The organism is Candidatus Dormiibacterota bacterium (assembly GCA_036495095.1).
GTDB lineage: Bacteria > Chloroflexota > Dormibacteria > Aeolococcales > Aeolococcaceae > CF-96.
On the sequence record DASXNK010000092.1, the window covers coordinates 1 to 12449 of the forward strand.

At 72.0% G+C, this 12449-nt stretch carries 14 protein-coding genes; 5 read left to right on the top strand and 9 right to left on the bottom strand.

Features of this window, described 5'->3' with window-relative positions:
- From VGL20_09750 to ygiD, 3 genes are all read right to left on the bottom strand, one after another.
- The coding region (locus VGL20_09750; protein ID HEY2703962.1) for a molybdopterin-dependent oxidoreductase at window positions 1-2052 on the bottom strand (2052 nt) is incomplete at its 3' end.
- Window positions 2053-2115: 63 nt separating this feature from the next.
- A complete protein-coding gene (locus tag VGL20_09755) occupies window positions 2116-2682 on the bottom strand; it encodes a hypothetical protein (protein HEY2703963.1) in 567 nt (188 codons plus the stop codon).
- A 344-nt stretch (window positions 2683-3026) separates the two neighbouring features.
- The gene (gene ygiD / locus VGL20_09760) at window positions 3027-3896 is read right to left on the bottom strand and encodes a 4,5-DOPA dioxygenase extradiol (protein ID HEY2703964.1); all 870 of its coding nucleotides are present in this window, start codon (window positions 3894-3896) and stop codon (window positions 3027-3029) included.
- A 76-nt stretch (window positions 3897-3972) separates the two neighbouring features.
- On the opposite strand from ygiD, the gene VGL20_09765 reads away from it, so the two are divergent.
- A complete protein-coding gene (locus tag VGL20_09765) occupies window positions 3973-4437 on the top strand; it encodes a hypothetical protein (GenBank protein HEY2703965.1) in 465 nt (154 codons plus the stop codon).
- A 15-nt stretch (window positions 4438-4452) separates the two neighbouring features.
- On the opposite strand, the gene VGL20_09770 is transcribed toward VGL20_09765, so the two are convergent.
- A complete protein-coding gene (locus VGL20_09770; GenBank protein HEY2703966.1) occupies window positions 4453-5220 on the bottom strand; it encodes a hypothetical protein in 768 nt (255 codons plus the stop codon).
- A gap of 254 nt (window positions 5221-5474) precedes the next feature.
- Window positions 5475-7214, bottom strand: coding sequence for a DHA2 family efflux MFS transporter permease subunit (locus VGL20_09775; protein HEY2703967.1), 1740 nt, complete (start codon window positions 7212-7214; stop codon window positions 5475-5477).
- Between the two features lie 176 nt (window positions 7215-7390).
- Here VGL20_09775 and VGL20_09780 point away from each other — a divergent pair, with 176 nt between their 5' ends.
- Complete coding sequence (locus VGL20_09780; GenBank protein ID HEY2703968.1) at window positions 7391-7858, top strand: MarR family transcriptional regulator; 468 nt, start codon at window positions 7391-7393, stop codon at window positions 7856-7858.
- 151 nt (window positions 7859-8009) lie between these two features.
- Here VGL20_09780 and VGL20_09785 read toward each other — a convergent pair whose 3' ends face one another.
- The 4 genes from VGL20_09785 to VGL20_09800 form a co-directional block, all read right to left on the bottom strand.
- A complete protein-coding gene (locus VGL20_09785) occupies window positions 8010-8402 on the bottom strand; it encodes a VOC family protein (GenBank protein HEY2703969.1) in 393 nt (130 codons plus the stop codon).
- Window positions 8403-8484: 82 nt separating this feature from the next.
- On the bottom strand, window positions 8485-9423 hold the full coding sequence (locus VGL20_09790; protein HEY2703970.1) for a hypothetical protein: 939 nt from the start codon (window positions 9421-9423) through the stop codon (window positions 8485-8487).
- A gap of 82 nt (window positions 9424-9505) precedes the next feature.
- Window positions 9506-10363, bottom strand: a complete 858-nt coding sequence (locus VGL20_09795; protein ID HEY2703971.1) for an NAD(P)H-binding protein — start codon at window positions 10361-10363, stop codon at window positions 9506-9508.
- A gap of 23 nt (window positions 10364-10386) precedes the next feature.
- A complete protein-coding gene (locus VGL20_09800) occupies window positions 10387-10605 on the bottom strand; it encodes a hypothetical protein (GenBank protein ID HEY2703972.1) in 219 nt (72 codons plus the stop codon).
- 228 nt (window positions 10606-10833) lie between these two features.
- On the opposite strand from VGL20_09800, the gene VGL20_09805 reads away from it, so the two are divergent.
- From VGL20_09805 to VGL20_09815, 3 genes are all read left to right on the top strand, one after another.
- Window positions 10834-11235: a hypothetical protein gene (locus tag VGL20_09805; protein HEY2703973.1), complete on the top strand. Its 402-nt coding sequence runs from the start codon at window positions 10834-10836 to the stop codon at window positions 11233-11235.
- A 375-nt stretch (window positions 11236-11610) separates the two neighbouring features.
- Complete coding sequence (locus tag VGL20_09810; GenBank protein HEY2703974.1) at window positions 11611-11886, top strand: hypothetical protein; 276 nt, start codon at window positions 11611-11613, stop codon at window positions 11884-11886.
- A gap of 4 nt (window positions 11887-11890) precedes the next feature.
- Window positions 11891-12238 (top strand): hypothetical protein, encoded by a 348-nt coding sequence (locus tag VGL20_09815; GenBank protein HEY2703975.1) that lies wholly within the window; start codon window positions 11891-11893, stop codon window positions 12236-12238.
- Window positions 12239-12449: the final 211 nt, after the last annotated feature.

Genomic DNA, 12449 nt, shown 5'->3' on the forward strand with positions numbered 1-12449 from the left:
CTGCGCGTAGAGGGGGTTGCGCCCGGGCGCCTCGGTGGGCTCGTAGAAGGTGGGCAGGGGCCCGTCGAGCAGGCCGGTGGGCGCGAAGAGCCACGCCTTGCCGTCGGACTTCAGGGTGAACGGCGAGTCGCCGGCGATCCCTGCCAGGCCGGTCGCCTCGGGCCCGGGGCGGTGGTCGGGCCGCGTCGCCGGCGGGAAGTCGGGCTGATCGAGGCCGGTCCAGCGCCCCGCCCGCTCGTCCCACCAGACATAGCGCTTGCGCTCGCTCCAGGGCTGCCCCTCGGCGTCGGCGGAGGCGCGGTTGTAGAGGATGCGGATGTTGCGCGGCCAGGCGAAGCCCCAGCCCCGGTGGGTGGGACCGGCGGGGTCGCGGGCGGCGGCGAGGTTGCGCCCCTCCGCCGGCATCACCCCGCAGTAGATCCAGGCGCCACACGCGGTGGAGCCGTCGTCGCGGAGCTCGCCGAAGTCCTGCAGCTGGGCGCCGCGAGCGCCGCCGTCCTCCACCTGCCAGCCGTTGATCTCGGCGAGCACCCGCTCCACGTCGGGCTCGTCGGCGATGCGGAAGCGCGTCGGCGTGGCCGCCGCGTAGTCCCAGGTGAGCGCCTGGATGGGGCGGTCGCGCTCCAGGGTCGAGCCCGCGTAGAGCTCCTTGAGGCGGCGGCCGAGGTGGTACATGAACCAGCTCTCGCTGCGCGCGTCGCCGGGCGGGTCGACCGCCTTCTCGTGCCACTGGAGCAGCCGCATCGTGTTGGTGAAGGTGCCGTCCTTCTCCGCCGAGGCCGCGGCCGGCATCAGGATCACCTCGGTGCCGATCGTGGTCGGGTCGGCGCCCGGCGCCCTCGACCAGAAGCTCGCCGTCTCGGTCTCGAAGAGGTCGCGCACCACCATCCAGTCCAGCTTCTTCAGCGCCTCGCGCACCAGCGCCGCGTTGGTGTTGCCCGCCGCGGGGTTCTGGCCGACGACGAGGTACCCCTTCAGCCGGCCGGCGAGCATGTCGGCGAAGGCGGCCTGCTCGGTGTGGTCGCCGGTGCGCTTCGCCAGCCAGCGGTAGCCGCGGTCGGCGCCGCCGGCGTCGCCGTACCAGGCGGTGAGCAGGCTGGTGATGTAGCTGGGGGCGTTCCCCCACACCCCGCGGGGCTGCTGCACCGCCGCGCAGTAGGCGTCGAGGTCGGCGTGGGTGCCGCCGGCGAGGGGCTGGGGGAGGTAGCCGGGGAGCAGGTCGGAGAGGGTGGGGATGTCGGTCGACCCCTGGATGCTGGCGTGGCCGCGCAGCGCCAGGATGCCCCCTCCGGGACGGCCCATGTTGCCGAGCAGCAGCTGGAGGATGGCGGCGGCACGGATGATCTGCGGCCCCACCGACTGCTGGGTCCAGCCCACCGCGTAGCAGATCACCGAGGTGCGCTCCGGTCCGGAGTTCTCGACCAGCGCCCGCGCCACCGCCTCGAAGTCGGCACGCGGGGTGCCGCAGACCCGCTCGACCATCTCCGGGGTGTAGCGGGCGAAGTGGCGGCGCAGCACCTGGAGCACGCAGCGCGGGTGCTCCATCGCGGGGTCGCGCTCGATGCGGAAGTCGGGCCCGGCGGGGGCGCTCTCGCCGTAGCTCCAGTGGGCGCGGTCGGGGTCGTAGCGGCCGTGGTCACCGGAGGCGGGCGCGGTGCCGGCCTCGGGGGCGGCGTCCCCGGGCCCGGCGCGGGGGAGCGCCTCGAGGCCGTCGGCGACGAAGCCGGAGAAGAGGCCGCCGTTGTCCTCGGCGTCGACGTAGCCCTCGGGGAGGATCGAAGGGCCGTTGGTGAAGTCGCGGACGTACTCGCGGAAGAACCGGTCGCCGGCGAGGACGTGGTTGATCAGGGCGCCGAGGAAGACGATGTCGCTGCCCGAGCGCATCGCCACGTAGCGCGAGGCGCTCGCCGAGGTGCGGGTGAACCGGGGGTCGACGTGGATGACCTCGGCGCCGCGCTCACGAGCCTCGACCACGAAGCGGAAGCCGACCGGGTGGTTCTCCGCCATGTTGCTGCCCATCACCAGGATGCAGTCGGCGTTGACCAGGTCCATCAGGTTGGTGGTGGCACCGCCCCGCCCGAAGCTCGCCCCCAGACCGGGGACCGTGGAGCTGTGTCATATCCGTGCCTGGTTCTCGATGGGCAGGATCCCGAGCCCCCCGGTGAGGAGCTTCTTGATCAGGTAGTTCTCCTCGTTGTCGAGGGTGGCGCCGCCGAGCGAGGCGATGCTGAGGCAGTGGTTGACCGCCTCCCCCGAGTCGGTGCGCTCGACGAAGCCGGCGTCGCGGGTGGTGCGGATCAGCTGCGCCACCCGCTCCATCGCCCACTCCAGCGTGCGCCGCTCCCACCGGGTGGAGTAGGGGGCGCGGTACAGCACCGACGTGACCCGGTCGGGGTTCACGTGGAGCTGGTAGGTGGCGGCGCCCTTGGGACACAGGTGACCGGCGCTGATCGGGCTCTCCGGGTTGCCCTCGATGGAGAGGATCTCGCCGTCGCGGTGGTACACGCGCTGGCCGCAGCCGACGGCGCAATAGGGGCACACACTGGGGGTGACCTCGGCCCCCTCGATCCGCGGGCGCAGCGCGGCGGTGCGCGGGCTGACCGGCTGCGGGTCGCCGCTGAGGCTGAGCAGGCGGCGCAGGCGCGAGCGGGGGCGCGCGGCGTTCGCGGAGATCTCGGCCATGGTGGCAACCCTAGCATCCGGACTGAACCGGTGTGCAGATGTCGAGATCTCTGCCGTGCAGTCCGTGGTGATCTCCCGCGGCGGCCGGCTGCCGCATCGTGATCCGCCGTCGTTCACCGCCTCGGCCCCGGACGTCCGCCGGTCGATCTCCGCGAAACCCCAAGCGGTGCAAGGAGTTACTCCCGATCGCCCCAACTGCGAAAGCGGCGGCGTTTTGGTCATGAGAGTCTGCAATGCGGCGCCACTGCTTCGGCGGCCTCCGCGACGCCACCTCTCCTCGCTTGCGCGGGGCGGGGCCGGTTCGCCGGACCCGCCTCGCGCTCTCCCCTGCTGCCGGGCACCCGTCAGATGTTGGTGTCGTCCGTGGGGACCACGTCGGGGTCGGGGATCGGCGCCGCGTCCTGAGCGCCGCCGACCACGTCCTCGGACGCGGCGGCGTCGAGGGTGTACGAGGTCATCGACAGCGACCCGTACGCGTAGCCCTCGACCATGATCCGCGCCGGGCGGCCCGCCGCGGCGGCGAGCCCGGCGAGGTAGAGCGACGGGATGAAGTGGTCCGGCGTCGGCACCGCGGCGGTGTAGTCGCGGTGCGAGTGGAGGCCGAGCACCTCGCCGGGTGCGCTGGTCATCACCGCGCGCGCCTCCTCGTCGAATCTCCGTGCCCAGTCGAAGCCGCGGTCACCGGCGCCCGGATCGATCCGCCGCAGGTTGTGGACGACGTTGCCGCTGCCCACGACCAGCACGCCGCGGTCGCGCAGCGGGGCGAGCTGCGCCCCCAGCTCGACGTGGTGGTCGAGCGGCTTGCTCGCGTTGATGGACAGCTGCACCACGGGGATGTCGGCGCCCGGAAATGCGTGGCAGAGCACCGACCAGGTGCCGTGGTCGAGCCCCCAGCTGTCGAGGTCGAGCCCCACCCAGGTCGGCCGCACCACGTCGGCGACCTCCTCAGCGACCTCGGGAGCGCCGGGAGCCGGGTACTCGACCGCGAAGAGCTGGTCGGGGAAGCCGAAGAAGTCGTGGATGGTGCGCGGCCGGGCCATCGCGGTGACCGCGGTGGCGTTGATGTACCAGTGCGCCGAGACCACCAGGATGGCGCGCGGCCGCGGCACCGAGGCGCCGAAGGCGCGCCACGCCTCGGTGTATCGGTTGTGCTCGAGCGCGTTCATCGGGCTGCCGTGGCCGATGAACGCCGCCGGCATCGGTGCCTGCGCCATCCGGTCCTCCTCCTGCGGTTCTCACCTACGATATCGGACCGGGACGGCCGACCCCGGCCGAGCCAGGAGGACGCGCGTGACCGAGAGCAGCGGCGGGCCCCCGCCGGACTGGCACCGCCAGCTCGCGGCCGCGACCTTCAACCGCACCTGGGAGCTGATCGACCTGCCCGGGCGGACGCGCGCCGAGGAGGACGAGATGCTCCGCACCGCTTTCGCCTCCCGCCACCACTGGGAGCTGGCCGGCGGCGGCGACGCCGAGCGCGCCACCGGCGACTGGCAGATCGCCCACGTCGCCGCGCTGCTCGGCCTCGCCGACCTCTCGCTGCGCTGCGCGCGCTCGGCGCTCGATATCGCCCGCGCCGGCGGCTGGAAGGGCTGGCGGCTGGCCTCCTGCCACGAGGGCATGGCCCGCGCCCACGCCGCCGCCGGTCACCGCAGCGAGCGCGACCGCCACGTCGCGCTGGCACGCAGGGCGCTGACCGAGGACGACGACCCGGAGGCGCGCGAGGTGATCGAGGCGCAGCTGGCGACGGTGCCGTAGCCCCCGGCCGGTGGCCTACCGGACTCCGATGCCCTGGGTGTACGCGATGAGGATCCCCCAGGGCACCGCCCAGGCGACCAGGGCGGCCAGCCACACCCCGTCGACCCGAGCCCGGCCGGCGATCGCGGTTCCCGCCCCCGACCGCGAGCCCAGCCAGACGCGCAGGGCGATGATCGGGACCACGCCGAGCTCGATGATGGCGCTCCACCCGACCGCCATCGGCTTCCCCGAGGGGAGCGGGAGCCGCAGCCCACCGGTGGAGAGCCGGATGATCACGATCGCGGCGAAGAGCATCCAGCCGGCCAGGGCGGCCACTGCGTTGGCGCCGCCCGACGCCCGGAACCAGCTCGCCGTCCTCGGCAGGCTGAGCCGCCAGGCGATCCAGGGGACCAGGGTCAGCTCGACCACGGTGCTCGGCACCAGCCGCCTCGCCATCCCCTGGCCCTCCACGAACACGAGCGCGGTCGACACGCCGAGGACGACCACCAGGATGGCGAGCGCGAGGGTTCCGAGCCGGGCCCACTCCATGCCCCGCCGCAGCCCCTCGCCGAGAACCACGAGGAGGGCAGCGGCGGCGAGATAGGCGGTCATCCGGCCGGCGCCGTGGTGGAGGCCGAAATGGCCGCCGGCGCCGCCGACCCCCTGGGCGGTGTACTGGGCGGCGAGCCCCCAGAGGAAGACGATCGCCATCCCCAGCCCGGCCGGCCCGGAGGCGCTCCTCTCGGTGGTGGCCGGCCGCGTCGCCGTGCTCGTGGTGCTCAGCCCAGCCCCTCCTCCGGCCACAGCTCGATCGCCCGTCCCGCGGCCGCGCGGATGACGTGATCGGGCCGTGGCCACCTGGGCCGCGACGCGTGGAGCGCGGTCACGGCCGCATCGTACGTTCCAGCGCGGCGCAAACGCGGGTCATTCGCAGGCAAGGGTCACCCCCACCCCTCGACCGCGCCGGCCGGATCCGATCATCACCACCCTCACAGACCGCGACGGTCCCGGCCGGTTGACCCCGGGTGAACCGGTGGGCGCACGCTGTCAGCACATCCTCACAGCTCGAGCACCGTGCTCCGGCCCTCCGCCGACGCCACCGGGCGTGCCGGCAGCATGAGGGCGAGGAGCACGCCGACCGCCGCGAGCCCCGCGGTGAGGAGGAAGAGGTCGCCGATGGCGGTGCCGAAGACCTGCAGGCTGGTGCTGCTGTAGAGCTGGAGCACCCCGGCCTGCCCCTGGGCGGCCAGGCCCTGCAGCTGGGGGAACCCGGGAGAGACGCTGGGGAGCAGCACGGCTCGATCGCTCATCTGCTGCGCCTGCTGGCTGGTGAGGATGGCGGTCAGAACCCCCAGCCCCAGCGCCGACGCCACCCGCTGGATGATGTTGTTCATCGCGCTCGCCCGGCCCGCCGCCGCGCTGGAGACGGTCGCCATTCCCGCGGTGATGATCGGCATGATCGACAGCCCCAGGCCCACGCTGCGGATCGACATCCAGAGGATGATCTGTCCCTTCGACGTCGCCAGCGTGATGCCGTGGATCAGATAGGTCCCGTAGGCCACGAGGAGCATGCCGATCGTCGCCGGCCACCGTGCTCCGATCCGGTCGTAGAGTTGACCGGCGATGGGCATCACCATCCCGGTGATCAGCGCGGGCAGCAGCAGCGTGAGCCCGGCCTCGAGGGCGCCCAGCCCCTGCCCCTCCTGGAGGAAGAGCGGAACGTAGAACATCCCGGCGAAGAGGGCGGCGATGAGAACCGCCATCAGCACTGACGAGTTGGTGTAGCCCCAGTTGCCGAAGATCCGCACGTCGAGCATCGGCTGCTCGACCGAGAGCTCGACGACGACGAAGGCGGCCAGGCTGAGCAGGCCGGCCGCCATGAGGATGAGGACGCGGTACGAGGACCATCCCCAGGACGCGCCCTCGGAGAGCGCCAGCAGCAGGGAGAACAGGCCCGTGGCCACGGTCGCGAAGCCGGCGGCGTCGAACCGCTGACCGCTCGTCCTGGGGGAGCTGGGCAGCACGGCGGCCGCCGCCACCACTCCGAGCACGGCGACGGGGATGTTGATGTAGAAGATCAGCCGCCAGTTCACGTACTGGACGAGGTAGCCGCCGATGGTCGGCCCGACGGCGGGCGCGAACAGGACGCCGAGCCCGAAGAACCCCATGGCGGTCCCCATCTTGTGGCGCGGCACCATGCGGTACAGCAGCGCCTGCGCGACCGCCGGCAGCAGCCCGCCACCGATCGCCTGGACGATCCGGAAGACGATCAGGATGTTCAGGCTCCAGGCCAGTCCGCACAGCGCCGAACCGGCCGCGAAACCGATGAGCGCGAAGCGGTAGACGCGGTCGAGGCCGTAGCGGTCGCCGAGCCAGCCGCTGACCGGCACCACGATGCCGAGCGCGAGGGTGTAGGCGGTGGCGACCCACTGCACCTGGTCGGTGGTGGCGCCGAACTGCGTCTGCATCATCGGGATGGCGACGTTGACGATGTCGGTGTCGAGCACCGCCATGAACATGCCGACCACCAGGACCGCCAGTGGAAGCGCCCAGCCCCGGTCGGAGACCGGGGCGTCCTCGACGACCGGGGTCGGCTCGGGGGCCGGTTCTGCGGTGGCGACGACCGCAGGGCGGCGACCCGGGCCGCGGCGGCCGGCGTAGCCCACCCTCCTCCTCGCCGGCTGCGCCGCTCGCCGCGGGTGAGGCGGCCGGACGGTGGCGGGGAGCGCGACCACGCGACCCTCCGGGACGGCCGCCGGGGCGGGGCCGTCCTCCTCGGTCCGGAGGGGATCGATCATGGGACTCTCCGTGCGGGGCCGTTCGGGGCGGCGACGCACGTGCCACCACCATGGGAGGGAGGGGGGCTGTCCAGCCCTGCTCGCGCCCGGGAGGGAGTCGGACGCGGTATGCTGGATGAACGGGTTGATGTTGTACACCGCTATTATAGCGGTGTACAAGGTTGGGGACAAGAACCATGGGGGAGCCGGTCGACTTCGAGCTCGCCGACGCGTTCGTCGACTTCCTGCCGCGGTTCAAGCGGTGGATCGAGCACCTCCTTCCCCCGGGGGAGACCACCGCGGTGCGCATCCGGCTCCTCGGCACGGTCCACTGCGAGGGGCGGCAGAAGATGAGCGGGCTCGCCACCGCGCTGTCCATCACCGCGCGCCGGGTCACGGCGCTCGTGGACGCTCTCGAGGACGAGGGCCTGGTGGCGCGGGCGCCGGACCCGCGGGACCGGCGGGTCACCTGGGTCACGCTGACCGAGAGCGGCGCCGCCACCGTCGATCGCCTGTACCAGGCGCACCGGGGGGCGGTCGCGGCCCTCTTCGACGAGCTCGCACCGGAGCGCAAGGCTGCGCTCCTCCAGTCGATGCGCGAGCTGACGGACAGGGTGCACCGCACCGATCCCGAGGCCCGCCGCACCGTCCGCGTCGCCGTCTGAGGCGACGCTCACTCCGGACGTCCGTGCCCCTGGTTCCACGGCCCCTGAGCTCGATCGCGCGCGCCGTGGCAGAGTGCTGGAGTCACCCCGTCACGGGAGGTGCTCCTGGCGTGCGCCCTCGATCGCCAGCCGATCGGAACGGGTGGAGGTACTAACCCGGCGGCGCGAAGAACTCGAGGGCGATGTTGTCGGGATCGCGGAAGGACAGCCCCGATCCGTAGTGCGCATCGACGATCCCACCATGCGCGATGCCGAGCTCGTCGAGACGGCCCTCCCAGCTCTCCAGCTCCGAGCGGTTGGCACAGGCGAAGGCGATGTGGTCGAGCCCCGGGCGGAGCTCGTCGAAGGGCTCGGCGCTCGATGGGCTGCTGTGCTGATGGATCCCGAGCAGCGTGCCGCCCAGCAGCCAGACGACGTGGTGGAACGGCCCGGTGTCCTCGTCGAGCACCGGGTCGGCGCCGATCAGGCGCTGGTACCAGGTGCGGCTGCGGTCGAGATCGCTGACGGTCACGGCGACATGGGTGATCGCTGGGAACTCGGGCATGGCCTCGTCTCCCCGTCCCTCACGGCTGATGCGGCGGTCGATCCTACCGCAGTCCGGAACGCGGCCGGGGACGGTGAGGCAGTCAGGCCCCCGCGCGAGTGAGCCGTTCGTCCAGCTCGCCGGCGAGCGCCATCATCAGCGGTCCGCCGGAGACGTCAAGGGCCTCCTTCTTGACGTCGAACAGACGCGTCCAGAGGCCGGCCGCCCAGGCGATCTCCAGCTCCTCCGGCCGCCACCGGCGACCGCGCGATTCCGCGTACTGCTCGAGGAAGCTCATCGACTCGTCCACCGTCGCACCGAGCCGGCCTCGGGGGGACGTCGGGAAGATCGCCGCGGCGACACCGGCGATCGCCGCCTCGGGATGGACCGCCAGGCTGTCCCAATCGTGCACCGCCCGCAGCGTGCGCCCCTCCCAGTGAAGGTTCTCCGAGTACCAGTCCAGGTGGCCGACGACCCCGGCCTGGCGCACGTTGTTGAGCCGGGGGCGGATCCGTCGGGCGGCGGTGTCGACCCAGGCCGGCTCCTCCTGCACATCGAGATCCGCGTCCCGATCGTCCGGGGGCGGCCAGAGGCCCCGGCGATCGTTGCCCCACCACACCCAGGCAGGCGGCGGAGCCAGTCCCGCCCCGGACAGGGGAGAGGTGAGTGCGACCAGCTCGGCGAGGGACGCGGCGAACAGCTGTGGCATCTCCGCGCAGGGTTGCAGTTCGGCGCCGCCCGCCACGAGGGTCTCGGCCGTGGCGGTGAGCGTCCCTGCGGCAGCGGGCCCGGCGAGCGGTTCCGGACAGGGGAAACCGGCAGCCCAGACCCGACGCTGGACGGCGACGCAGCTCGCGATCCGGGCGCTGTCGGGTCGAGCCTTGATCACCACCTCTCGCCCGTCGGCCAGGCGTACCCCGCAGACCGCGGACAGGTGACCGGTCGCGAAGAGAACCTCCTGTGGCGAGGAGCCCAGCCACCGCACGCACCAGGCATCGAGCTCAGCCTGGCTCAGCGTTGGCCGGGGCCGCCGGCCGATCATCGCGTCCAGCCGGCCCCGGCGCGGACGAGCGCGGCGAGGTGGAACGCGTTGACGGCGCGCCGGCGTTCCCCGGGGGCCTCGATCAGTTTGGACCTTCCGTACATGCGGCGGCGTGATCGGCGACCCACTGGCGAAACGATCGCGGCGCCGATCCGAGGATGTCGAACACCGTGGTGGTGATGAACGCCGGCCTTCCCATCGTTGCGCCCCACGCGGCGAGCAGCATGTCCACGACCGGGCGCGGCCAGCTTCCCTCCGTCTCGCTTCGAAACTCGTCCGGCGACAGCTCCTCAAGTGTGATCCGACGCCCCAGGACGTCACCGATGATGCTCACCTGCTCTGCCTGACTCAGGGACTCGGGGCCGGTGAGGACGTAGTCGCCTCCAACGTGTCCGTCCTGATACAGGGTCCGCGCCGCGACGGCTGCCACGTCGCGGTCATCGACGGGTGCCGTCTCGGCAGCGCCATACGGCCACCGGACGACACCGCCGGCGCGAATCGCGGTCGCCCACCAGAACCACGCGTTGGACGCGAACATCCCCGGCCGGATGATCGTCGACTGGAGCCCGGCGGCCGCGATCAGCCGCTCGATATCGGCGTGGAGCACCGCCATCGGATTCGGTTGCTGGAAGAAGGGGTGCGGGGTCTGGTGCGGTGATGAGAGAAAGACGACACGCCGCGCGGAGGTCGCGAGACGCTCGACAACGGCCGGAGCAGTCGCCGGCGGGGCGGTCCAGACGAGGAAGACGGCACCGACACCTCGCAGTCCTGGGTCGAGCGATTCGGGCACGGTGAGGTCGCCGGTGACGACTTCGACGTTCGCTGGCAGCATCGCCGCCGCCTCGGAGCGATGCGTGAGGGCGCGGACCGGCACCCCCGCGTCCATCAGTAGGTCGACGACGACGCGCCCAACCCGGCCGGTCGCTCCGGTGACGAGCACCGGAGCCACTCGCGTCCGTGTCATCAGGACCTCGACGTCGTCCGTGGTCGGCGCACGGAGCGAATCATGCCATCTTCCTGGGAGCGGATGAAGATCATGTACGCGGCGTTGTTGACGGTGTGATTCGATGCGGCGGGCGACTGAACAGGGGTGTCGCCGGCGGCCTGGGTGGCCTCGAGTACGGGGTCGCGTTGAACGAGCCTGCGGCCAGCGGCGCGCACCCAGCGGTACGCGTCGTCCACCCCGCTCAGGTCGCGGGCCTGGAACCTCGCCGACCCGGCGAGAACGCCGCGGGTCGATTGGGGTTGTAGCGGAGGGGACCGACCGAGCCGGCGGACCAGCCGTGGCATCGGTGTCGCCCCGATGGGCGGGGGTCGCCTCGCCGATCAGGTGCACGACCGCGTCCCGGCACTGTACGCTTCCTGCCGCTCCCTCCACGGACGGAGCGAGCGCTCCATGGAGGTGGCCCCATGCTGCGACGTCTCGCGGGTGTCCTGGCGCTCGGGATCAGCGTGAGCGCGGTCCTCGCACTCACCGTCGACGCCTCGACGACCATCGCGATCAACTCCGCGACCGTTCCTGGGCACGCGAATAAATCCATCGTCGTGCACATCACCTACGCGTGCGACGCCGCATCCGGTGTCAAGAACCTCGACCTGCAGGCCACGGACACGGCCAGCAGCGCGCGCGGAAACGCTCACCAGCCCGCGTCCTGCGACGGCGTCTCGCGCGCCGCGGACGTCACCGTCGACACCATCACGCGCGCGCTCTACAACGGTGGCGACCAGGTGCGCATCAGGGCGAGCTTCGCCGACGCGGGGGACAAGCCGGTCGGCAACGTCAGCCAGGAGAGGGTCGTCACGGCCCAGTAGCCGGTGCGGCAGGCGCTTCCTTCGTGGGCGTCGGGGCTGGGCACGGGCGCTGAGCTGCGAGGCCCGTCCGCCGGACGTGTGGACGCTGCCGGGCCATGAACGTCGTGCCGTGCGACGCCTGCCTTGCGAGACCTCGGCTACGTCGTGTTCACCTGGCGCAAAGGCCCGGGGTCCCGTCAATTCCGGCGGTCAACCCGAGCCTGCTTCCGCTCGGCGAGTGCCAGCGGCACGCAGGGGGCCGGATGAGCGGCTCCCCTCAGACGAGCATACCCCGGTATTTCCGTTCCCGGCGCGGCCCCACCGGCGAGCGGCCACAAGGGCAATAACCCGGTTCCTGCCACGCCTCTTGCCCGTGGTAAAGTACATACTACATGTATGGCATCCGACGCTCCGCCGCCCCCCAACGACGATCCGGTCGTCTGGGAACCGAGCAACCTCAAGCACCTGCTCCGCGACAACCCCGAGCGCCGGGTGAGCAAGCTGCAGATCGACGAGGTGCTCGCCGACCACGATCGCACGGAGCGATGGGACGAGGCGCACCAGAGCTGGGAAGTCCGGGGCCGCACCCTCAACGGCCGCAAGCTCACGGTGGCCTGGGTGCCCCATCGCAACGGACGCTTCCCGGTCCACGTTCGGCCCAGCTGGAGGTGACGAGATGACTGTCAAGGCGACCGACAAGGTCCCCGGTCCGCAGCCGGACGGGAGCTTCTACGACCCGTACGAGGCGATGACCGATGAAGAGTTTCACGCCCAGGCTGAGGAGCTGTTCTCCCGTCCGCAGCGTGTGCCCAGCACGAAGATCACCATCCGGCTGCCCGACGACCTGGTGATGCTGCTCAAGCGCATGGCCCTCGATACCGGCGTCCCCTACCAGACGTTGACCCGGCGCATCCTGGTCGACGCCGTCCCCAAGTACGCGCAAGCCGCAGCGCATCGGTCGAAGGTTGCCGACCCGCCGGCGGCAAGGTCCGGCTCGAGGACCGCCGCTCGGAGGGGCCCGTAGGAGTGAGCGACGAGCTCGAGCACCTGCCAGCGGGTCTGGGACGACGGCGGCCGAACCGGCCGCGACCTCTACGGATCACCCATCGGCATGCGGCGCCGGGGCAACATCCGGGAGACGGTTCATGAGGTGTTTCCTCCTCGAATACGACCGCTCGGAGCACCGCCCGGTCCGCATGGAGGACTTCAGCGCGGATCGCGAACGGGCCGCCGAC

Excerpts from the sequence above, each read along its gene's own strand:
- VGL20_09755 (HEY2703963.1), bottom strand. The coding sequence starts at position 2,682 with ATGGCCGAGATCTCCGCGAACGCCGCGCGCCCCCGCTCGCGCCTGCGC.
- ygiD (HEY2703964.1), bottom strand. The coding sequence starts at position 3,896 with ATGGCGCAGGCACCGATGCCGGCGGCGTTCATCGGCCACGGCAGCCCG.
- VGL20_09775 (HEY2703967.1), bottom strand. The coding sequence starts at position 7,214 with ATGATCGATCCCCTCCGGACCGAGGAGGACGGCCCCGCCCCGGCGGCC.
- VGL20_09780 (HEY2703968.1), top strand. The coding sequence starts at position 7,391 with ATGGGGGAGCCGGTCGACTTCGAGCTCGCCGACGCGTTCGTCGACTTC.
- VGL20_09785 (HEY2703969.1), bottom strand. The coding sequence starts at position 8,402 with ATGCCCGAGTTCCCAGCGATCACCCATGTCGCCGTGACCGTCAGCGAT.
- VGL20_09790 (HEY2703970.1), bottom strand. The coding sequence starts at position 9,423 with ATGATCGGCCGGCGGCCCCGGCCAACGCTGAGCCAGGCTGAGCTCGAT.
- VGL20_09805 (HEY2703973.1), top strand. The coding sequence starts at position 10,834 with ATGCTGCGACGTCTCGCGGGTGTCCTGGCGCTCGGGATCAGCGTGAGC.
- VGL20_09810 (HEY2703974.1), top strand. The coding sequence starts at position 11,611 with ATGGCATCCGACGCTCCGCCGCCCCCCAACGACGATCCGGTCGTCTGG.
- VGL20_09815 (HEY2703975.1), top strand. The coding sequence starts at position 11,891 with ATGACTGTCAAGGCGACCGACAAGGTCCCCGGTCCGCAGCCGGACGGG.